Origin of the sequence: Aliagarivorans taiwanensis DSM 22990, assembly GCF_000429505.1 — a bacterium.
Lineage (GTDB): Bacteria > Pseudomonadota > Gammaproteobacteria > Enterobacterales > Celerinatantimonadaceae > Aliagarivorans > Aliagarivorans taiwanensis.
Genome location: NZ_AUBZ01000038.1, coordinates 20,296 through 42,619, shown reverse-complemented (window position 1 = coordinate 42,619; position 22,324 = coordinate 20,296). Strand labels below are relative to the sequence as shown.

18 protein-coding genes and 1 pseudogene are annotated in these 22,324 nt (G+C 55.7%); all 19 read right to left on the bottom strand.

Features of this window, described 5'->3' with window-relative positions:
- A pseudogene (locus G462_RS0116880) lies at positions 1-235 on the bottom strand (IS4 family transposase); the annotation flags it as partial.
- A gap of 449 nt (positions 236-684) precedes the next feature.
- The gene (tldD, locus tag G462_RS0116875; RefSeq protein WP_026960037.1) at positions 685-2,130 is read right to left on the bottom strand and encodes a metalloprotease TldD; all 1,446 of its coding nucleotides are present in this window, start codon (positions 2,128-2,130) and stop codon (positions 685-687) included.
- Positions 2,131-2,135: 5 nt separating this feature from the next.
- On the bottom strand, positions 2,136-2,957 hold the full coding sequence (locus G462_RS0116870; protein WP_026960036.1) for a carbon-nitrogen hydrolase family protein: 822 nt from the start codon (positions 2,955-2,957) through the stop codon (positions 2,136-2,138).
- Complete coding sequence (locus G462_RS0116865) at positions 2,957-6,814, bottom strand: YhdP family protein (RefSeq protein WP_026960035.1); 3,858 nt, start codon at positions 6,812-6,814, stop codon at positions 2,957-2,959. Before G462_RS0116865 ends, G462_RS0116870 begins: the two co-directional genes overlap by 1 nt.
- 3 nt (positions 6,815-6,817) lie before the next feature.
- Entirely contained in the window at positions 6,818-8,287 is a 1,470-nt protein-coding gene (rng, locus tag G462_RS0116860; protein WP_026960034.1) for a ribonuclease G, read from the bottom strand.
- A 7-nt stretch (positions 8,288-8,294) separates the two neighbouring features.
- Positions 8,295-8,876: a Maf family protein gene (locus G462_RS0116855; protein ID WP_026960033.1), complete on the bottom strand. Its 582-nt coding sequence runs from the start codon at positions 8,874-8,876 to the stop codon at positions 8,295-8,297.
- On the bottom strand, positions 8,873-9,355 hold the full coding sequence (gene mreD, locus G462_RS0116850; RefSeq protein ID WP_026960032.1) for a rod shape-determining protein MreD: 483 nt from the start codon (positions 9,353-9,355) through the stop codon (positions 8,873-8,875). Before mreD ends, G462_RS0116855 begins: the two co-directional genes overlap by 4 nt.
- Positions 9,352-10,182, bottom strand: a complete 831-nt coding sequence (mreC, locus tag G462_RS23160) for a rod shape-determining protein MreC (RefSeq protein ID WP_084405102.1) — start codon at positions 10,180-10,182, stop codon at positions 9,352-9,354. Before mreC ends, mreD begins: the two co-directional genes overlap by 4 nt.
- Positions 10,183-10,233: 51 nt before the next feature.
- Positions 10,234-11,277, bottom strand: a complete 1,044-nt coding sequence (locus G462_RS0116840; RefSeq protein ID WP_026960031.1) for a rod shape-determining protein — start codon at positions 11,275-11,277, stop codon at positions 10,234-10,236.
- A gap of 269 nt (positions 11,278-11,546) precedes the next feature.
- A complete protein-coding gene (locus G462_RS0116835) occupies positions 11,547-15,497 on the bottom strand; it encodes a DUF6701 domain-containing protein (protein WP_026960030.1) in 3,951 nt (1,316 codons plus the stop codon).
- 18 nt (positions 15,498-15,515) lie between these two features.
- The gene (locus tag G462_RS23155; protein WP_035478118.1) at positions 15,516-15,953 is read right to left on the bottom strand and encodes a pilus assembly PilX family protein; all 438 of its coding nucleotides are present in this window, start codon (positions 15,951-15,953) and stop codon (positions 15,516-15,518) included.
- Complete coding sequence (locus tag G462_RS0116825; protein WP_157378657.1) at positions 15,925-16,764, bottom strand: PulJ/GspJ family protein; 840 nt, start codon at positions 16,762-16,764, stop codon at positions 15,925-15,927. The genes G462_RS23155 and G462_RS0116825 overlap by 29 nt, the downstream gene beginning before the upstream one ends.
- On the bottom strand, positions 16,752-17,267 hold the full coding sequence (locus G462_RS0116820; RefSeq protein ID WP_026960028.1) for a type IV pilus modification PilV family protein: 516 nt from the start codon (positions 17,265-17,267) through the stop codon (positions 16,752-16,754). The genes G462_RS0116825 and G462_RS0116820 overlap by 13 nt, the downstream gene beginning before the upstream one ends.
- A complete protein-coding gene (locus G462_RS24045; protein ID WP_084405101.1) occupies positions 17,254-17,715 on the bottom strand; it encodes a pilus assembly FimT family protein in 462 nt (153 codons plus the stop codon). Before G462_RS24045 ends, G462_RS0116820 begins: the two co-directional genes overlap by 14 nt.
- Before the next feature lie 30 nt (positions 17,716-17,745).
- On the bottom strand, positions 17,746-18,225 hold the full coding sequence (locus G462_RS25080; RefSeq protein WP_026960026.1) for a type II secretion system protein: 480 nt from the start codon (positions 18,223-18,225) through the stop codon (positions 17,746-17,748).
- A gap of 29 nt (positions 18,226-18,254) precedes the next feature.
- The gene (locus G462_RS0116805) at positions 18,255-18,857 is read right to left on the bottom strand and encodes a type II secretion system protein (RefSeq protein ID WP_026960025.1); all 603 of its coding nucleotides are present in this window, start codon (positions 18,855-18,857) and stop codon (positions 18,255-18,257) included.
- Positions 18,858-18,866: 9 nt separating this feature from the next.
- Complete coding sequence (locus tag G462_RS0116800) at positions 18,867-19,346, bottom strand: hypothetical protein (protein WP_026960024.1); 480 nt, start codon at positions 19,344-19,346, stop codon at positions 18,867-18,869.
- Between the two features lie 2 nt (positions 19,347-19,348).
- Positions 19,349-20,578 carry a type II secretion system F family protein gene (locus tag G462_RS0116795; protein ID WP_026960023.1) on the bottom strand — a complete coding sequence of 410 codons (1,230 nt, stop codon included), beginning with the start codon at positions 20,576-20,578 and terminating at the stop codon, positions 19,349-19,351.
- On the bottom strand, positions 20,578-22,323 hold the full coding sequence (locus G462_RS0116790; protein ID WP_026960022.1) for a GspE/PulE family protein: 1,746 nt from the start codon (positions 22,321-22,323) through the stop codon (positions 20,578-20,580). Before G462_RS0116790 ends, G462_RS0116795 begins: the two co-directional genes overlap by 1 nt.
- Position 22,324 lies beyond the last annotated feature (1 nt).

Sequence of the window (22,324 nt, the reverse complement as noted above, 5' to 3'; positions counted from 1 at the left end):
GATATACACTGCCTCTTTCGGCGTGCATATGCGGGTTGCCCAAGAAGCGGTTCATACGCTTGATGCTGTGTTTTACTTTGGTGTTGTTACCGATGTGCCTGCCCAGCGAGGTGAGCGTCAGCGTGTCGCTGCTTTGCAGCGCCTTGACAGCGGTTATAAGGGTATCGAGGCGCTTTTTGTGCAGCTCAGGGCAGTTCTGATAAAGCGCTTGATATACAATTCGCAACTCGTGCATCCCGTGAAGTCCTTGTATCTGCTGGTTTGGTTGCACATACCATTAGATCACTTCGCGGGTTGCACTCCAAGCGCAACACTCTGATTTATCGGCTAATTATGTGGGGATTCGTCAGGGCAAAACTGAGTTAGAAGCCAACAACGATCACCCGGTCCCTCTGGGCTGCGACGAGTAGCGCAAGGTGAATGCGGATCAGTGCGAAATCTTGTTTGAGCGAAGCGAGTTATTTCGCGCCCGCAGGCACCGAGCAACGCAGTGAGCAAGCAGCCCCGAGGTTGCCTTTCTCTTTGCTTACTTTCTCTTTGGCAAAGCAAAGAGAAAGTAAGTCGCCGTCAGGGCGAAACACACCCGAGCAGCAAAAAATACAGCCAAATAAATAAGCTACCCTAAGCAACAGGCACAAAAAACGGCCCATATAGGCCGTTTTTAAACAGTCAAAAGAAAACGAACTAAGCCGTCCCCCCCACTGTAATCTCCTCAAGCTTAAGACTAGGCTGCCCCACCCCTACAGGTACGCTTTGCCCATCCTTACCACATACCCCAACACCGTGGTCTAGGCGCAGGTCGTTACCCACCATCGACACCTGTTGCATGGCCTCTGGCCCGTTGCCGATCAAGGTAGCTCCTTTCAAAGGAGCGCCCAGCTTACCGTCTTCAATCAGGTAGGCCTCGGAGGCTGAGAACACAAACTTACCGGAGGTGATATCCACCTGACCGCCGCCAAAGTTCGGCGCGTAGATACCGCGTTTCACCGAGGCGATCAGCTCTTCTGGCTCGCTCTCACCAGCCAACATATAGGTGTTGGTCATACGCGGCAACGGCAGGTGGGCGTATGATTCGCGGCGACCATTACCGGTGGATTGAGTGCCCATCAGGCGGGCATTGTGCTTATCTTGCATATAGCCTTTGAGCACACCATTTTCGATTAGCACATTGTACTGACCGGGGGTGCCCTCATCATCCATGCTCACCGAGCCACGGCGATTAGCTAAGGTGCCGTCATCGACAATGGTGCACAGTGGCGAGGCCACTTGTTGGCCCATCTTGCCGCTAAAGGCCGACGAGCCCTTGCGGTTAAAGTCGCCTTCCAGGCCATGGCCCACCGCTTCGTGCAGCAATACGCCCGGCCAACCAGCACCGAGAACCACTGGCATTAGGCCAGCTGGTGCGTCGATGGCTTCGAGGTTGACTAAGGCCTGACGCACCGCTTCTTTCACAAAGTTCATGGCGCGTTCTTGGCCGTCGATCTCTTCGAAGAAGTAGCTGTAATCGGTACGCCCACCACCACCGGCTGAACCGCGTTCACGGCGGCCATTACGCTCGGCGAGCACACTACAGTTGAAGCGCACCAAGGGGCGGATATCGGCGTTCAGGGTGCCATCGCTGGCGGCGACCAGCACTTCTTCGTACACTCCGCTGATGCTCACAATCACTTGAGTAATTGCTGGGTCGAGGCTGCGCGCGTAGGCGTCGGCACGCTCCAGTAGGGCGATCTTTTGTTGGTTTTCGAGGCTGACCAGCGGGTCATCGGCGCGGTAGCAGTTGTTGATTGCCTGGCGCTTTAGCGCTTGTGGGGTAGCGCCAACACCGGGCATAGCGATGCCACGCGCGGCGCGGCAGGTTTGCAGCAAGGCTTGTTGATTAATGTCGTCGGAGTAGGCAAAGCCGGTTTGCTCACCGCTGATGGCGCGCACCCCAACACCTTGCTCGATGTTGTAGCTGCCTTCTTTGACAATGCCATCCTCAAGCACCCAGGATTCGTGGCGGCTATGCTGGAAAAACAGGTCTGCATAGTCCACATGGTGCTTTGCCACCTCTCCCAGAGCCTTGGCCAGCTCAGCCTCTCCAATATCTCCAGGAGCCAATAGCGACTGACTGACGCGATCGAATGACATAGTACTTAATCTCTCCGTAGCGGTTTGAGCAGAGCGTGCTGTTTAAGCGGCATACTCTGACGAACGTCTGTAATTAGTTCAGGATTAAATTCGCTGCTGGCGACACCCGGGCCTTGCTCCTGAATCGCTAGGCTTCGACCCCATGGGTCGATAATCATGGAATGTCCCCAGGTTTGGCGGCCACCGATATGAACGCCGCCTTGATTGGCAGCCAGCAGATAACACTGATTCTCGATGGCCCGGGCGCTGAGCAGGCTGTGCCAATGCGCAGCGCCGGTGTGTGCGGTAAACGCAGCCGGAACAACAACCATATCACAGCCCTGCTCGGCGAGCAGCTGATAAAGGCGGGGGAAGCGCAGATCGAAACAGATACTCAGCCCAACCCGATGCTCGCCTGCTTGAAAGCTAACAATCCGCTCGCCGGGGATAAAACTGTCTGACTCGCGGTAGCTGCGTTGGTTATCGGCAATATCCACATCGAACAGGTGCAGCTTGTGGTAGTGGGCCAGTTGTTCACCGCTGGGTGAGTAGGCCAAGCAGCTGGTATAGCAGCGCTGCTCGCCATCGCAGCGGATCGGAAAACTGCCTGCAACAAGGTAGATGCCATGCTGGAGGGCCAGCGCTGCGAGCCAGTCTTGCACCGGGCCATCGCCTAAGGTTTCAGCCAACTGCCAATAGGCCGATTGCTTGGCCATCAGGGCGAAGTTTTCCGGTAGTAGCACCAGATCGCCCGCTTGAGGCGCGGCCTCGGCAACCAGCGCACTAGCTTGCGCCAAGTTTGCTGCGACATCATCCGTTGATACCATCTGGATCGCGTGTAAGCGCATTATTGCTCCGGCCCTTGGCGAAACTCGGTTGGCACTTCAATCTCCCGCTGTACCCGCTCTAGTTCGATTAGTTCAGGTTCGCTGATATTGCCGGTAAGTGCAAAGTCAATCTGGGTCACCACTTCCACCATCGGCTCAAACAGCTTCTGCAGAGCCAGTACCGCCACGCCGGTCGCCGGTGTCACCAAGAAGGCGGTGAGCACCGGAAGGCTGGAAGTAAACTTAGGCGCAAAGCTAATTCGGTAGTCGAGCGAGCCTGAGGGCAGGTCAACCGTGCCGCGACCACGCATGGCCCCGGCTACACCGTCGAGGAAGAAGTCATCGTTGCTCATCAGGCCATCGTCGAACTGCATGGTGGCGCTTATCGAATCGTAGTGCATGCCCTTATCGAAGACATCGCGGAAGTCGAGCTTAAGGCGACGCTGCACCGTATCGAGGCTGGCCAGCGAGAACAAACGTGCGCCCTTATCGCTGACCTCAGTGAGCACCCCTTCGCCGCCCACATACTCAACTTGGCCATTAAGGCTAGCCACATCAGGGCTATACAGCGGCCCCTGCCAGTTAAGGGTAAAGCCAGTGCGCGAAGGCGTATCCATAATCGGGCTGGCATAGCCTAAGTCGCGTAGCATCTGCTCGCTGGAGCCGGAGTTGACGATACCGACTAATTCGCTGCGCTGAGCGCCGTTCTCAGCAAACCAGTTTACGTCGGCAGACAGTTGGGTATGCCCCCAGTTGATACGTAGCTTGCCGTTATCTAAGCGATCGCCCTCAATCGGCAGATCGAGGCTCATATCCCCTAGATAAAAGTGGCTCACCTGACACTTGTTGCAGGTGAGCGACAAGGGTGGCAGGCGCCAGTCGTCGCGCTTGCTCTTAACCACTTGCTCTGCCGGCTCGGTGCTTCCCTGTCCGGTCAGTGGGCTAAAGCTCAAGTCTGGTAGATTCGCCTCTTCGATCAATACCCGCACCCGCTGGTCGTACGCGTCAGCTTCAGGGATGGCGATGCTGGCCACTAACTCATCGGCCTCTACCCGCCACTGGGTCAAACTGCGCGGCAAATAACCAAAGTTAAGCTGGGTGAGTTGCTGCCCATAGAGCTGGGCTCGGTCCACCTCACCGTGGACAAACTGCAGCTTAGGTATCCCCAGCTGCACATTCTGATACTGGGCAGGCTCTGTGGGTTTAGGCTGCGGCCGTTGCTTCAACCAACTGATCCACGACGATAGATCCAGCTCTGGATAGGCAAAACTAAGCCCCAAGCCCTCGCCCTGCCAGTTGCGGGCACTGCCAGCACCGGCATGCAGCACGATTTGCTCAAGCACTAAGTCTTGGTCGGCACTACTGAAGCGGCTACGTCCGGTGAGTCGCTCGGAGATCTCTAAATCCAGCGCTCCGCCGTCCTGATCGCCACTGAGCGAAATCACCGTAGGCCATGCTTGCTCGCCCGCTTTGCTCAAGGGTTCCGGCATCGCCAAACTCACCCCGCGCAGGTCGCTGCTGAGATTGGCTTGGTAACTAAACCCTTCCTCGAGAAGGCTTAGCTGTAGGTCGCCACGCCAGCCTAGCTGACCTTGGGTAACGGGCGCCAACGGCAGGTTGAAAGCTCGTTCGGTGAGCGATAGCGGCCAGCGACCATTTAGCCCTAGCTCTAGTTGGTACACGCCTTCCTCATCAATGCCCGAGTTCAGCTCCAGGGCTAGCGGCAATTGGCGCCAGCGCATTCTAAGCCCACTGCTGGAGAGTTGGTCGTTATTAAAATAGAGCCGCCCTGATAGCCCTTCGACCTGCATCCCCACCGGCTTAACTTCAAGGCGGTTGTTAACAAAATCGACGTGCCCGGCTGCGGTGACCGGATCGCCGTTCAGCGGAATACTTAAGCTCAGCGCGCCACTCACCTTATTACCCGTCACCGGTAGCTGCTGCATGCTCTCGCGAAGCGCCTTAACCGGGGTGGTCAGCAGATAGGCGGTCACCGCATCGGCGCGCCCCTCCAGCTGGCTGTTGATCTGCAGCATCTGGTCTTGAAAGCGCGGAATGCTGGCCACCAAACGCTTGGCACTCACATCGCCAAGCTGAGTCTGACGGCTCTCCATAAACAGGCCATCGTTTTGGAACAACAGATCGAGCTGTAAGTCTTCCAGCGCAGGCCAATCTTCCCCAAACTCAAAACGCGCTTTAGTAAGTGGAACGAAGGCTTGGAACATGCCGTCGTTGGCATCATAGGGGAAGGCTTGCAGCTTACCGAACCACAGTACCTGGGCTTTATCGGCTTGGCCCGCCTGCAGGGCGCGCGCAAGATAGCTATACACCCCATCGGGCATCACATCCGGGTAGTAGTGATGGGCTCTGCCCGCATCCAACACGTCGACTTCCGCCGACAGCGATAGTAACGGCAAGCTTTGCTGGCCTTGCCAATCCAACAGCCACTTGGCTTTCACCTGTGCATCTTGGGTGTGCAGCAAGGTGTCGCGGCTACTGACTTTGAGCGGACCATGGGAGAAATCGAGATCGATGAGGGCATCGAGCTGCTCCACTGGCCAAGCATCTTGGAACTGAATCGGAACATGGATCTCACCGCCTTGCTGATGCAAGGCCAACTTGGCCCGATACTGATCGCCGTGTAACTGGGCATCTAATCCCTGAACGGTGGGGATGGCGCCGATGCCTTGGGTGCGAACTCCATCGGCAACCAGCTGGTAGCTGAGCTCACCGCTGTGCGCCCGCCAGTCAACCTCGAGTTGCGACAAGGTACCGGCCGTGACAATGTTTTGCCAGGCAAGCGGCGGCATATAGGAGCTAAAGAGCCCGGCGAGCGGCGCCCAATCGGGCAGGGACAAATCACTCAAGCTGGCCGAGATCTCACCATGGCGGCCGCTCATGGTGGCATTTAGGTTAAAGTCGTTGATCGCCCGGCCCTGCGCGCGCACGGTCCACGGCAGCTTATCAAGTTGCCAGTAACCCTGTTGATAGCGCGCCACTAGCAGGCCCTGTTCGATCTCCAAGCCTTGTTGCTCAGGGTCTTCCCAGCGAATGGCGCTAGGTCGCCACTGCCAGGTCACCTGCGGCACCTGCTCTGGTCCAAAGCTAGCCCAAGCTTCAAAACTGAGGTCGCTGCTTAGGCGCTTCTTCGCAAGTTGCGGCAACCATTGTTGAAAGAAATTAAGGTTCAGCTCATCGGCATCCAGATAGATTTGCCCTTGCATCGAAGACCAGTCGCGGTGGTTACCATTTAGGTCGATACGAAAGCCAAGGTCGCCGTTTTGCTCATCCCCGGGCACCAATAAACGACCATCGCCTTGATGCAGGTCGTCATCGTTGCGCCAGCTCAGGTAGTCAACGTAGAGGGTATGCTGATCATTGGGCAGCTGCAAATTGACGATACTGTTGGTCAGCTTAAAGTGCGCCATGCGGTTGAGGAAGATATCTGAAAACAGGCGCTGGGTATTGGCCGGAGCACCCCCGCCACTACCAGAGAACCGGCCTATCGGCAGGCGCACGTCGCTGCCGTTGAGGATTACTTGGCTAAGGACCAGCTCACGGTGTTCAATGGTCTCGAACAGGTCGATCTGCAGCAGAACCTCTGCCACATCAAAGCGGTAATCTTGCTGCTCGCCCAACTCAATCGACACATTCTCCAGCACCAGCGTCGGCCGGAACTGGCTAATACGACCATTAAGCTGGCCAACATTCAGCTGAACGTTGATATCTTTGGTGAGCCAGTCAACCAAGCCTTGCTTATAATTGCTGGCGAGGTAGAACGCCCCACGTACGCCGCTGAGCAGCAACGCGACCACCACCAGCATGGCGACGATCAGCAGCCAGCAGCGGCGGCCCCAAATTGCGAAGTGCCTTCCCATAAACTACATCAGCACCACATCGAATTTTTCCTGGCTGTACATGGGCTCAGCCTGCACCTGTACCTGCTTGCCCATAAACACTTCCAGCTCGGCAAGGCTATGCGATTCATCGTCGTTCAGCATCTCCGCCACGTGGGTTGAGGCGTAGACGATAAACTTATCGGCGTCGTAGGCACGGTTGACTCTGAGCACTTCACGCAGCACCTCAAAGCAGACGGTTTCCACGGTTTTAACAGTGCCACGGCCCTTACAGCTTGGGCACTCACCACACAAGATGTGCTCGATGCTCTCGCGGGTACGCTTGCGGGTCATCTCCACCAGCCCAAGCTGGGAGAAGCCGCTGACGTTGGTCTTGGCGCGATCTTTTTCCAGTGCAGCCTCAAGGCTGTGCAGTACCCGGCGTTGGTGCTCTTGATCGTTCATATCGATAAAGTCGATGATGATAATGCCGCCAAGGTTGCGCAGACGCAGTTGGCGGGCGATCGCCTGGGTCGCCTCAATATTGGTGTTGAAGATGGTCTCTTCCAGATTACGGTGGCCAACAAAGGCACCGGTGTTGATATCGATGGTGGTCATCGCTTCGGTCTGGTCGATGATCAGATAGCCGCCTGATTTGAGCTCCACCCGCCGACTGAGCGCACGTTGGATCTCGTTCTCCACGTCAAACAGGTCAAAGATGGGTTGCTCTCCAGAGTAATAATCGAGGATCTCAGTAAACTCTGGCACAAATTCTGACGAAAAGTTCACCAGCTCTTCGTAGGTAATTCGCGAATCGACACGAATACGGTCCAAACGGGTGCCCACAAAATCGCGGATCACCCGCAGCGACAGGCTAAGCTCCGAGTACAAACAAGTACGGCTCGGCTGGGTCTCTTTGCGTTGCAGCACCTTGCGCCACACCCGCTTCAAAAACGCCGCATCCTGCGATAGCTCTTGGTCACCCACCCCTTCGGCAGCGGTGCGAATAATAAAGCCGCCTAGCTCGTCGACATAGTCACCGCTGATGCCCTTTAGACGCTCGCGTTCTTCTTCGCTATCGATGCGCTGGCTGACCCCAACATGGGCGCTGCCCGGCATAAACACCAGATACCGGGACGGCAGGGTGATGTCGGTGGTGAGGCGCGCACCTTTAGTGCCAAGAGGGTCTTTCACAACCTGCACCATAATGTCTTGGCCTTGGCGCACCAGCTCGGCGATATTGCCGGCCTGGAAGTGTTCTTGTTCGGTGACATCAACACACTCGGTGTGCGGCACGATGTCGGAGGCATGCAGAAAGGCGGCTTTTTCCAAGCCGATATCCACAAATGCCGCCTGCATCCCCGGCAATACCCGGCTGACGCGACCTTTGTAAATATTGCCCACGATGCCACGGCGGGCGTCGCGTTCTACGTGAACTTCCTGAAGAATGCCATTTTCGATGAGAGCGACCCGGGTTTCAGCCGGCGTCATATTGATTAACAGTTCTGTAGACATAGCAACCTTAAGACTTAAGCGTGGAGCTTAGTAACTGCTGGGTTTCTACCAGGGGCAAGCCAACGACAGCACTGTAACTACCCACGATACGTTCCACAAAGTTACCACCGAGCCCTTGAATGCCGTAGCTGCCGGCCTTGTCTTGGGGCTCACCACTGTGCCAGTAATCAGCAATCATGGTCGGTGTCAGTGTAGTGAACTGCACCTCGGTGGTGACCACCTTTGCATAACAGTGGCCGCGGTAACAAAGAGCAATCGCGGTCATTACGCGATGAATACGGCCAGAGAGCAGCTCCAGCATAGCAACTGCCTGCTGTTGATGCTGTGGCTTACCTAACACCTTTCCATCTATCTCGACAATGGTATCGGAGCCCAACACCCCGGTATCAATGGGCCAGTCGTGGGCAACCGCCGCGGCTTTTTCGCGAGCTAAGCGCTCCACCAGCGCCGCAGGCGCTTCACCGGGTAGCATGGATTCGTCGATATCGGCGCTTTGCTGGACAAATTCCCAGCCCAATTGACGCAAAAGCTCCACCCTGCGAGGTGAAGCCGATGCCAGTACCAATTGTGGAGCCGTGCAGTCGCTCATGTGACCTTCCATTGGCGCCGCAGTTTGCGCAGCAACAAGAATACCCAAGGCCACACCACCACCGAGGTGATGATCGAGTGGAAGTAGTTCTCCGGCATATGCACCACATTCACCAGATACTCGGCCCAGAACACTACCAGCTTGGATACCGCGGCCAGCAACCCGATAACCATAGCTTGTTGCCACACCGAGAAGTTACGTAAACGGGTAAAGTTAGACGCCGCCAGATAGACCACGATCGACATCGCCAAGGCGCGCACGCCAAGCGTGGAGCCGAGCAGCAAATCAAGAATAAGGCCTACCGTGAAAGCAACACCCACGTTGACCCGGTGCGGCAGCGCAATGGTCCAATAGACCAGACACAGCAGCAGCCAATCAGGGCGATAGGCATCCACCCCCAATGGCAGGGGGATAATGGTCAACAGTAGCGCGATAAACAGCGATGCCGAGACAACGCTACGCGAGTTGGCTATCTTCATTGTCGGGAACTCTCCGGCCAAACCAGCAGCAGGTAGCGCAAGCGCTCCAGCGCCACTACCGGCTGAGCCTGTACATCGGCGTAGGGCTTACCTTCTTGGTATTCATAGAAGGTGATGGTCGCCACCGGATACCCTTCCGGGAAGCGCCCGCCTAGGCCAGAGGTGACCAGTAAGTCGCCCTCTTGAATATCGGTGCTGCGCGGCAGATGAGGAATGTCGAGGCGGTTCAGTTCACCGCTGCCATGGGCGATCGCGCGAATATCGTTTCTCAACACGCGAACTGGCACGCCATGGCTGGCATCACTGATCAGCAGCACGCGACTGGTGGTACTGCCCACCGAATGCACCTGACCGACCACACCGAGGTCATTAATCACCGGCTGGCCTTCATACACCCCATCCAGCGAACCCTTATCGATAACCACTTGATGGCTAAAGGGGTCTGAATCGACCGCCATGATCTCGGCAACCATCTTGCGGTTGTCGCGACGCAACGGCGAGCCGAGCAAGGCACGTAGCCGTTCATTCTCTTTGGTCAGGCTCTCCATGGTGAGCTGCTCAGCGCGACTTAGCAGCTCTCGCTGGCGCAGCGCAGCCACTTGCTGCTGCAGTTGCGCGCGGGTCATCACCTGATCAGACATGCTGTCCATCATCTGACGGGGCATGTTGGCCAGGTACTGCAGGGGGCTTACCGCGGAATGGAGATACAAGCGTACCTTGGCAAAGGCGCCAACGTTCGCATCGGTTAAGATAAGACAGATTGAGACCACCACAGCCAACAACAAACGCAGTTGCAGCGATGGGCCGGGACCAAATATCGGTTTCATTGCTTAATACTATAAAGGGCCTTGCGGCCCTTTGTCGCTGTTAACAGCGGATTATTCTTCTTGGAACAGGTCGCCGCCGTGCATATCGATCATTTCGATGGCTTTACCGCCGCCACGGGCCACACAGGTAAGTGGGTCGTCGGCCACCACAACCGGAATACCGGTCTCTTCCATCAACAGGCGATCCAGGTCTTTAAGCAAGCCGCCACCACCGGTTAGCACCATGCCGCGCTCAGAGATATCTGAGGCCAGCTCTGGTGGGCTTTGCTCAAGGGCAACCATAACTGCGCTAACGATGCCAGATAGCGGCTCTTGCAGCGCTTCAAGGATCTCGTTGCTGTTCAGGGTGAAGCTTCTTGGTACACCTTCTGCCAGGTTACGGCCGCGTACTTCGATCTCTTTCACTTCATCGCCGGGGTAGGCAGAGCCGATCACGTGCTTGATACGCTCGGCGGTCGCTTCACCGATCAAGCTGCCGTAGTTGCGGCGCACGTAGTTGATGATCGCTTCATCGAACTTGTCACCACCAATACGTACTGAAGACGAGTACACCACGCCGTTCAGCGAGATGATTGCAACCTCGGTAGTACCACCACCGATATCGACCACCATCGAACCGGTCGCTTCGGATACAGGCAGGCCAGCACCGATGGCAGCAGCCATTGGCTCGTCGATCAGGTACACCTCACGGGCGCCAGCACCCAAGGCAGATTCACGGATAGCACGGCGCTCAACTTGGGTAGAACCACAAGGTACACAGACCAACACACGTGGGCTTGGGCGAAGGAAGTTGTTGTCATGCACTTGCTTGATAAAGTGCTGCAGCATCTTTTCGGTGACGTAGAAGTCGGCGATAACACCGTCTTTCATCGGGCGGATCGCCAGGATATTACCTGGGGTACGGCCAAGCATCTGCTTTGCTGCATGACCCACCGCGGCAACGCTTTTCGGGCTGCCTGAGCGCTCCTGACGGATGGCGACTACAGAGGGTTCATTAAGTACGATGCCTTGATCTTTCACGTAGATGAGGGTGTTAGCTGTCCCTAGGTCGATAGATAAATCGTTAGAAAACAGGCCTCTTAGCTTTTTTAACATAGCTGGGCGTTATCCTGAAAAGTATGCTTTTGAGAAACGATAAAATTTGGCCTCACTTTACCAACCGGACACGGCCAGAGCAAGCCACAACTGGCCTCAAGCACTGAATAGCGTGAGCTAATCCCCATGCCGGGTCGGAATGTTTCCTGATATGCCAAAATGTTTATTTTATGTTTTGGTTAGCGCACTTAGCGTGCATTGCGCAATATCCTTAGCAGTGCGGCGCTTTTACTGGCAGTAGCCACTTACTTACCCAACTGTTTCGCCCATTAGAGCGAACGGCGGAAAATCACCCTATCGTTTTGCCGGAACCAGCCAAAGCTGACCTCGCCATGGCCTGCCCGGTCATCGTCGCCGCTATGAGCGCCATCGCCATTCCAGTCATCGCGCAGCCACAGCAAGCTGGGCACGGTGGGATCAAAATCGTGATCGTACCAATAGCAAACTTGGCCAGTTTCCATCTGGTTGCCGGGGTCAAAGCGCTGTTGTAGCAAGCCATTTTGCGAGGCGCCAAACTCTTGGGTCATGGCAAACGGCGCAGCCTGCCCTGCTGTGCAGTTATCACTTTGCCAGTAGTTGGCCAGTGGCACGGTGCAGCCATTGTCGTCGCTATTTAGCACAAACTGACCGTTCGCATCTACGTACTGCAACTGAGGCTGCACCCGAATGCTCTCTAGCTCACTGCCGAAGGAGTTCGGTGAGAATATCCGCCCATGGCGTAGTTGCGGCATAGTGCCCAACTCACACCAGCCGGTACCATCGCAAACAAAACCTTGAGAGCTGTTATCTACATTTGCTTGGGAGCGCAAGATGCTGCCATCCAGTCCTTGATAGTAGATCTGCATGGTCGCACCATCAGTGGGGACTTCTGCCGTAAGCGATTTGGTGATGCCACTGGCTAAGCCGATATTGGTAGTGCTGTCTTGTGGTGGATAGTTAATCACGCCATCAGCCCAAGCGCTCGCATCGGCAGCTTCGGGCGTGGCTACCCACAAACGATTATCAACGTTCGTCGGGGTAGCTCGCCAGCTCTGCCCCACGCTGCCAACGTTATACAAGTTTCGCTCGTAGTTGGAAACGAGAGCGCCCGAAGCATTGCGCGCTTCAATTTTCCAGGCAAGGTGTTGAGCATCGCCGTCAGTGGCACCAGTGTAAGTAAAACCTCCAATACCACAGCCAGGGTTTATCGGAGCCAGCGAGGTAGTAGCATGAGCCAACAGTTCGTAGTAAGCCGGATAGAAGCGCCCTACGCTTTGCTCCGCCCACAATCGCACTCCCAGATTATCCGAGTTGGCGGCGCTAACATCCCAACCGAGGTATTGCTCAACCTCTCCGCTTAGGACGATGGAGCCAACTTCACTCCACGAAAACATGCCAAAATTATTGCCCCCTAGCGACCAGCTCTGCTCCTCATTACCCACAAAGCTGCCTGTAGCTCCCCCTAAAGACTCAGCCGGGGTCTCCAACTTATGAGAGATAACGGCAGAGTTATCTGGAACAAAATTGCGTGCCTGGCAGTTGATATTAGAGGCGTCTGTGCAATCAGCCACCAGAGCCTGTAAACGAGCAGAAAACTCTGCACCAGCAGCAACGAACCCACTACCGTCTGTTGCTGTGCCCTGAGGGTTTGCCCCGCCGGAACCATCTTCAACGTTTGTCCAAACCAAAGCGGCGGGCAAAACATCGGCACCATTGCTGCCGCGAAGAGTAACCGTGGCATCATCAACAATACTGCCGGCCTCATCCCAATAGTTGATGGCAAGCCTTCCGGCATCGTTATAATTCAGGGCGATGGGGTCGCTTTCTCCGTCGCTAAAACTCACCGCCAGCGTGGTGCGCGCCGCTTCACTGGCACCCACTGCATTACCTTCCACACTAAGCTGGCGAGTGCCGCTACTCGGCTGCACATAGTCACTCCAAAACGCGATGTTTTTACTGCCGGCATAATCAGTGAGAGGGCTACAGTCAGCGCCCGACTCGTCCTTGCCCACCGCGGTTAGGGTGAGGCTAAACGGCTCATTGGCGATATGCGGGTTGGCCCCCCAACCCCGTGTGCTGGTTAGCTCCCCGCGTAATCCATAGGCAGACAGGCTAACGGTGGTGCTCGCGTTTAACGCGCCATCCGCCACGGTGATCTCCACATCACCTTCCAAGGCATGGAACAGCCCTAAGGTCACTTCACCTTGGTCGCTGGACACAAACTGATAGCTGGCGCTGCCGTTATCAGTTTGCGGGTCTGGGGTCAGACTGCCATCAGCCTTGCCATCGATAGTGCTCCAGATGCCTCGGTTGGTACTGGTGCTAAGTGCCACGCTACCCACAAAGCTTTGGTCGGTTTGCCCATCTAGGGTGGCGCGCAGGGTGATCTCATGGATATCGCAGGTCAGCCCGAGGCTTGCAGCACTAATTTCCAAGCCCGGAACACCCACATCCTCGCCAAAGCTAAACGCCATATAGCTCAGGTCTTCGTTTTGGTGCTTGCGGTCGGCGGTTTGATACTGGTCTTCGTCCACCACAAAGGTGAATTGCTGGGCATCATGTAAGCAGCGGCGCAGCCAACCACCTTCGGTACCCTTACGCGAGCCTTTGCCACCCACCATGACCGGCTCGGAAGAAAATAAGCTGCTTTGATAGCTGTTGATGTAGGCGCATTGTCTGGATGGGTCTTGCCCCGCACGCCTGTCGGTATTCGCTGCCAAGCCAAACTGGTACTGAACCGATTGCCCATTGATGGTGGCGGTACCAAAACCCTGTTCTGCCAATAGATAGCCTACGGTTTCTTGTTGTAGCTGACCTTGGGTAAGCCCGCCGGGATAACACTGCGTGCCATCGGTGGCCCCGCTAACATCCAGGGCAACGCGAATACCGTTGCGCTCCCGAGCCAAGCTTGTGAGCCAACAGTTGTTGTTGCGGGTCTGCATTTGAGTCAACCACACATCATAGCTGGTGTCGCCGCTGACCAGCTCATAGCCACTGCCATCCATACCTTGCGGGTTATCTATCGGTACACTTCCCGCGAGTAAACGCCGACCATCGCTTAAGGTAAATTCACCCTGATTAATCGCAATCCAATCAACGCTTTGGATATTCTGCGAAGGGGTGCTGTTATTCGGCGGCTCCTGCCGTGCCCAGGTAAAACCGCTTGCGTTCACACTGGTGAGGATCGCCACAACCGGCCCGTCGTTATCGGGGTCATTGCTGTCGATGGGCGTCATCAAAAATACCAGCGGGGGGGAGTCGTAGCTTTGATCAAAGCTAACCGTGGCGCCATTGCTGCTCGGTGAAGAAACCCGTGAACGACCATATTGCAAGTTAAGATCAGCCGGCTCACTACCGTCACATAAGGGCGCAAAATCAAGCATCGAAGCGTCACCGCTGCCACGGATCACCGACTCATTGTCCATGATTACCTTACGATTGGCAGCGTGCAGCGCACCACTTACCTCGGCGAGAAACTGCAGCTGCGCCTGCCCATTGGCATAGCCAAACATACTTGCCTCAACCTCGTTATCCAAGGTGATGTTGGCAGCGGTATACACCAGCAATTGCTCAGGGTCGCCGCCCCCAAAGGTTGAGTCTTGGTTGAGATTAGCGCGGTATTGAGCCCTCAACTGCCCGCCGATAAACAGCCGAACCGTGCCACTGCCCTGCACCACCAGCTGGGTTTCATTTTGCAAAATGACATCGTTTTCCACCCAGTAGGTACCCGGTGCCATACGCAGCACCCCTTGAAAGCCAAGATTAATGCTGCGGATAAAGTACTCGGTGTCTGCACTGCCGCCGGGATTGGCAGCAAAAGTTAAACTCACGCGAGTATTACTGGCGTTGATGTCTGCAAAGGTATTGGTGTTGTAGGCAGGGTTGCTTGAGCTATCGCCCAACACCAATACCTCCTGATAGGCCGGTTGGATGTTATTGCCGCCGTTGCCGGTTTGAATGGTGACACGGTTGCCAGCCTGGCTAGGACCGATGCTGACACACTCCATGCCAGCATCAGGGCAACTGTCACCATCGTTATTAATCTGGTTAATCCGGTTAACTGCCATCTGGCCCGCGCTTGAGCCGTAGATCTTGGCTAACCAATTGATATCAAGCACCCCATTAGGGTGGGAAGATGAGGCTGGAGTTGGGAACACATCACTACAGTCGACCGCCTGAGCAAACGTTGTAAACACGCTTAACAGGGCTATTGTCAGTATGGCAGCACAACGCGTCTTCATCAGTAGCTCCTTACTTATTTAACCACGGGCCTGGATAGCGATTTTCCGCTCAACCTGCACTTCGCCGCTGCCGCAAATTCCAGTAGCGAGCAAATCAAACACCCTTTGCCCTAACTCTGCCACTTCGCCATCACCTTCCCCCAGTGGCGAGCACTCAACGATTGCCGAGCACCCCTCGAGGCCAGCCCCAGCGTAACTGATATCAGTGGTGACAGCAGCGCAATCATCAGTCCCAACATTTAACGGGAACAGCTCCGCCAGCGAGCGCTCCAGTGCCGAGTTGGCCGCTAAATCGGCACGGGTGCCGAGCACCTCCCAAGAGGCATTGCGCGAGCCATCATCAATCATCTGCAGCAAGCCCACCGCTAATAGCGCCATCACCACAATCACAAAGATGGCGATGGTCAGCGCGCTGCCCTGCTGGTGCTTAGGGCTGATTGGGAACGGTAATATCATAATTAAAATCCAGATATTCTTGCCCGTCTACAAAGCGAAAGCGCAGGTTAATCAAACCATTACGGCTTAGACTTGGGGGCACGGTGGTAAAGCCATTATCGCCAGCGGCGGTGCTTAAGTGCCGCGCCAGCAAGCCGCCATTCTCTTGGCTCAAATTAGTTGGAGGCGGCGAAAAGCGATGTAGCTCATTGTCTTTGATGCAAAATGCCACCGGTTGGTTAAGCAAGTAATAGCGCTGACTTGGTGAGGTGGCGGCAAAGCTCACCGCTTGGGCGGCGCCGGCGTTGTCAACCAAGCTGGCGGTGTAGGTCGTCGCCCCTGCAGCAACTGTGGGGATGTTCACGCAATGCTGCTTTAGCGTTTGAGTGCTGCAGTTAGCATTGATTAGGGCATTGCCATTGAGGATTTCAGCTGCGCTAAGGATGTAGCTGGCGATGGGGTACACGCCGGCCAATGCGCTCTGATCGAGCGTCGGCACCAAGGTCACTTGATTACCGCTTGCAGGAAAGCTAGGCAAGTCAACAAAGGTGCCGCTGGAGGCGATAGGCACAAAGCTCAGACAAGCCCCGCCTTGGGTTACACTGGCGCTATTGGGGAGCGCGTTACGCAACTCTTGATTGATGCGTTGAATGGCAAAGCGGGCTTCCCCCAACAGTGCTTGCCGATCGGCACCTTGGCTGAAAATCAGCGCGCCGGAGCGGATAAAATCACTGGTCGCGATAGCCAGTATCGCCAACAGAACGATGGTAATAACCAGTTCGACCAGAGTAAAACCCGCTTGCCTTAGCCGCCCGCCCATCAGTAGTTCCACCTCTCAGCCGAAAAGGCATACTCGCTGCCATTGGGCGCGATCACGACAAGGTCGATGCGCTTGGTAAGGTTGGCAGTGACTACCGACACATCCACTCGATAACTGTAGCCGCGATATAGGCCACTTAAATCGCTGCCCTGGCTATCGCTGATAGCTGTTTGTCCGGTGATATAGTCATCCACATCATTGAAGGTATCGCGAGCCTCACCCGCGTCCGGCCCGAGCGTTGCCGAACAGGTGGTAGCGACACCTAAGGAATTGGGTTCACTACAGCGCCACTGGCCGCCGCCGGTGTGATCGGAGTTTTGATCAAAGGACTTGGTGAGGATCTCGTTCATCAGGCTGGAGCCCAACTCAGCAGCGCGGATCTGATAAATCGGGTCGAAGGAGCGCTTCGCCAGTGGTGAGAGAAACGAGATACTAACGGTCATAGCGATCGCCAGTACCACAATACCAATCACCAGCTCGATCAGGGTAAAACCTTGGGACTTAATCGACCGCATAGACAAGCCCTACCGAGCTGATGGCAAGCGCAGCACTGCCGCTGCCCGACACAGTGATCTCACAGCCTGCTGGCAAGCAGAAAGTGCTGTCGCTATGTACCTCGCCTAAGCGAGTGAACAGAATCGCGCCTGTAGTTGATACGCGCGTGCCATTGGGATAATCAAACGACTCGCCGCTTCGCACACAAGTAACACTGTCGCTAAACCATTCGCCTTTGAAGTAGTTATCGCTTTGCAGCTGCAAACAAAAATGCCGCGAGCGGTGGTGCATATTCTGATTCTGCACCAATTGCATCGCGGCAATTAACTGATCGCGTAGACTTGCCTCGCCAAAGCCACTGCGGAAAAAGCGTGGCAAGGCGGTAAGCGAGAGCACCCCGATAATGATAATGGTGATAACCAACTCAACCAGGGTAAAACCAGATGACTTAAGTCGTCGCGGTTTCAGAGGGCGCTCCCAAAAACAACTTCTGAAAAATTAACAACCCGAGTCGTCAATGGATACATCCGGGCTCGTGTTAGTACCAGTCGCTTCTTTATAGGTCAGCTGGCAAGTTGCACTTCCTCCAGTAGCAGGTTGTATCGTTGTGTCGCTAGAACCACTGGTTCCTGGAGTGATAGTCCAGGCAGCTTGATCAATATCGAGCCAGTATTGAAGCTCACCAGCACCACCTGTAGAAAATGCGCTTACCGACGGGTAGCCATACTGAGAAGTAACGGTATTGGTACCATCAACATCCACAGACTGCCCTGCAAGCCCTTCCAAGCCCTGAATTGCGGCTTTGCTGTAAACGAGGTTAGCACCACCTTCGATGGAGGCCCGCAGCCCAGCAAGAGTAGAAGCACGCGCATCGCCACTCAAATTCAAAAATCTAGGCGCAGCGGTAACCGCCAGAATACCCAGAATCACGATCACAATGACCAATTCGATAAGGGTAAAACCCTGTTGTTTTTTCATTTTACTTTCCTTATTACAGCCTAGATTAGCTAGTTAACGTTAGTGAGTACCTGCCCAGTTTGGGGCTGGTAGGTAAAATTATTGCCCACATCGGTGCCGCTTGGTGCGGTATAGCCGCCGCCACTTTTCACCAATGAGTTGACCTGATAGTAGGCGCAGGCTTGTATCCCATTGGGATCAGCCGCCGTAGCCACGTAGTAGCCGTTATCCTGAACGCCACCTATATTGGTGCTGGCCGGGCTGGGGTTTTGGAAGATCGCCTCCCACACCTCCAGACAGCGGGTGGCATCAATCGGCAGCCCAACGTTAGCCGAGGTGGCTAAGGGGTAGCCTGCCGCGATGCCATTGGCAGTATCGCCGGTAGTCAGATAGAGCTGAACGGTGTCGTAGATCACCACATTGCCCACCGCATCTTGCGGGCGCGCTTCCGACTCCCATTGGGCCCGTACCAGAGAGACGCCGGTTGCAAAGCCACCCGCAACGCCTTCCATACTGGCAACCTTGGCCTCATCGGTGACATCGAGGAAACGTGGCAACGCAGTCGCAGCCAAAATCCCCAGGATCACAATCACAATCACCAGCTCGATTAACGAGAATCCACCTTGTACATTGTTTTGTCGAAACGTGCTCACTGCAGCTCCTTACTCATATCGATTAATGCGAAACTGGCCATTAGTGGAATCATAGTGCAAAGCGCCACTACGAAAAACCTGATAGGCACAGGTTTCTGCGTCAAATTCCACTTTTTTTTCAAGCTCTTGCCCAAAAAACAACTGCCAGAGCCGATAGCAGTCACTGACATTTTCCACCTTGGGCCAGGCAAGCTGATTAAGGCGAACCAAATGTTGCCCACTTTTACTTAGCTCGCCCTCTTCACTGACCGCCAGTTGAGCGAGCAATAACTCGCTACCCGGCTCTGCTGCCAATGCTTGCACCCTTAGCAAGCTCATCTGGCTCATCCATGCTCGCTGGTACTCCTGCAGTGCCTGCAGCTCGGTCTCGCGGCCAGCGTGTAACAGCCCACCGAGCAGGCGGGTGACCAGCACCAACGCGACCACCGAGGCTATCAGCCAAGAAAAACGGCGCCGCAAGATCTGCTCATACCACTCGCTAACCGACACCGCTAGCCTCCGCGCACCGCGTTCATCATGTCCCACATTGGGGTAAAGATGCCCAAAGCCAGTACCAGTACCATCAAAGCGACAAAGCCAATCAAGATCGGCTCAATCCGCGCAGTGAGGGTTTTAAGATCGTAATCCACCTCGCGCTCATAGAACTCCGCCGCCTCTTTGAGCAGCTCGTCCACCTGGCCGGTTTCCTCCCCCACACTGATCATCTGCAGCACCAAGGGAGTAAATAACTCACTGGCATTGGCGGTTCGCAGCAGGCTCTCACCGCGCTCAATCCCGGCGCGCATCTCACGGATCCGGCTGGCCATATAGGCATTGTCCACCGCTGAGGCAACCAGACTCAAGGCTTGGTTAAGCGCCACACCGGCGCTTAACATCATCGAGAAACTGCGAGAAAAACGCGACAGTAATGAACGCTCAACCACCGAGCCGACAATCGGCATCTTGATCCTAAAGCGATCCCAGCGGTAACCTCCATCTTCGGTGCCGACATACCAACGAAAACCTGCTATCGCCAGCACCACGCCAATCAGCAATAGCGGCCAGTAGTTCACGAAGAAGTTGGAGGTGCCGATCAGGATCCGCGTCATCAGCGGTAGCTCGACATTAAAGCGGCCGAAGATCTCCGCGAACTTCGGGATCACCATAATATTCAACACCACCATCGCAATGGTGATGGCGATAATCACAAAGGTCGGATAACGCATCGCGGTCTTAATCCGCTTGCGGGTATCCATCTCCAGCTCCAGATATTGCGCCAGCTGCAAGAAGGCTTCTTCGAGGCGACCGGTGTTCTCACCCACATGCACAATGCTCACATACAACTGGGAGAACACCTTGGGGTACTCTGCCATGGCGGTAGACAGCGCCCGGCCACTGCCAAGCCCTTCAGCGACGCCGGCCAGCGCATGCTTAAGCTGCTTACTGTGGGCAGTGTCCGCCAGGCCATTAATCGCCCGCATAATCGGGATACCGGCCTTGGTGAGCGAATACATCTGGCGGGTAAACACTACCAGCTCTTCTAACTTAATCTGCCGCTCGAGCAGGCTTGCTAAGCGGCTAAAATCAAAGCCCGCTCCGCCACCTTTGGACTCTTCGATCTTGATGGGGGTGAGACCCCGGCGCAGCAGGTTATCGGCCACCGCCGCGGAGTTGGCCGCATCCAGTGTGCCATTGACCGCTTTACCGCTGCGGTCGCGACTTTGATAGGCGAACACCGGCATTAGTGCTCAACCCCGGCGTCGTTCAGCTTGCTGTAGATATCGACCTCTTCCACCAATCGCAGTACCTCACTGACCGAGGTAACCCCTTGCTTGGCATAATCCAGAGCGGCCATCGCCAGTGGTCGGTAACCGGGTGAGCCGTGGGAGGCCTTAGAGAAGGCATCGGGGTCGCCTTTGCGCAGCGCCTCCATCATGGGCTCATCCAGCTCCAGAAGCTCGAATACGCCGATTCGGCCACGATAACCGGTGAAGTTACAGCTCTGACAGCCCTTGCCATGAACGAAGCTCTCCTGAGACAGATTTTGCTCGCTCAAGTGTTCTAGCCATACCTTTTCATCGGCTTGCAGGGCACGCGGGGTTTTACAGTTGTCACAGACTTTGCGTACCAGACGCTGGGCCAGCACCGCACGTAGCGAGCTGGCAACCAAATAACCGGCAGCACCCATATCAATCAGACGCAGGGCACTGGTGATGGCATCATTGGTGTGCAAAGTGGTCAGCACCAAGTGACCGGTTAAGGCGCCACGCAGGCCGATCTCAACGGTTTCTTGGTCACGCATCTCCCCCACCAGCAAGATGTCCGGGTCTTGACGCAAGGTGGTACGCAGCACCGTGGAGAAATCCAGGCCGATCTTGCTGTTCACTTGCACCTGATTAATCCGTGGCAGCCGGTATTCCACCGGATCTTCCACGGTAATGATCTTATTACCCGGCTGGTTAAGCTCGGTGAGCGAGCCATACAAGGTGGTGGTCTTACCGCTACCGGTGGGGCCAGTCACCACGATCATGCCATGGGGGCGTTTAAGCTGGCGGCGGAAGCGCTCCATAATATCGCTGGGCATACCGGTTTGCTCCAGCGCCAACACCCCAGCGCTTTGGTCGAGCAGACGCATCACCACCGACTCGCCGTTTTGGATTGGCATGGTGGAGAGACGCACATCCACCGAATGGCCACGCACTTTCATGTTAAAGCGGCCGTCTTGGGGCAGGCGTTTCTCTGAGATATCCAACCCCGACATCAGCTTTAGACGCAGTACCATGGCCGCGGCAATCGACACCTCGTTGAGCACGCTCTCTTGCAGCACCCCATCCACCCGCTGGCGGATGCGCAGTACTTTCTCGTCGGGCTCGATATGGATATCCGACGCACCGACCTGTACCGCATCTTCAAACAGCGATTGCAGCAGTTTAACCACCGTGGTTTCGCTGCTTTGATCGTCGCCGGCGGCCAGGCCGATACTAAAATCGTCTTCCCCGCCGTACTCTTCTTCTAGCTCTTGGGCGAAGCCCTCAATCTCTCGGGTACGCCGGTAGTAGCGGTCGAAGGCTTCCACCAACTGCGACTCACGCGCCACCACGTATTTGATCTCAAACGGCGACAGAAGCCCCGACAGGGTATCCAAGCCAGTAAGGTCGGCCGGGTCGGAGACCGCCACGGTATACACATCGCCATCTTGGTGAATCACCAAGGCGCGCAGGCGGCGAGCATGCACCTCGTTAAGCTTGGTGGCGACATTGGCGTCGATATTTAACTGATTGAGGTCGACAAAGGCGATGTTTAGCTGGCGCGCCAAAAACTCGAGTAGTTGCACTTCGGTGATCACACCGGTATCAATCAAGGTGGCACCGAGCTTACGGCCGGTTTGCTTCTGGCGGGAGAGCGCACTCATCAGCTGCTCTTCCGATATCACGCCCTCGCTAACCAGCAGGTCCCCCAGGCGCATGCGAAGTTTGGGTTGCACCATG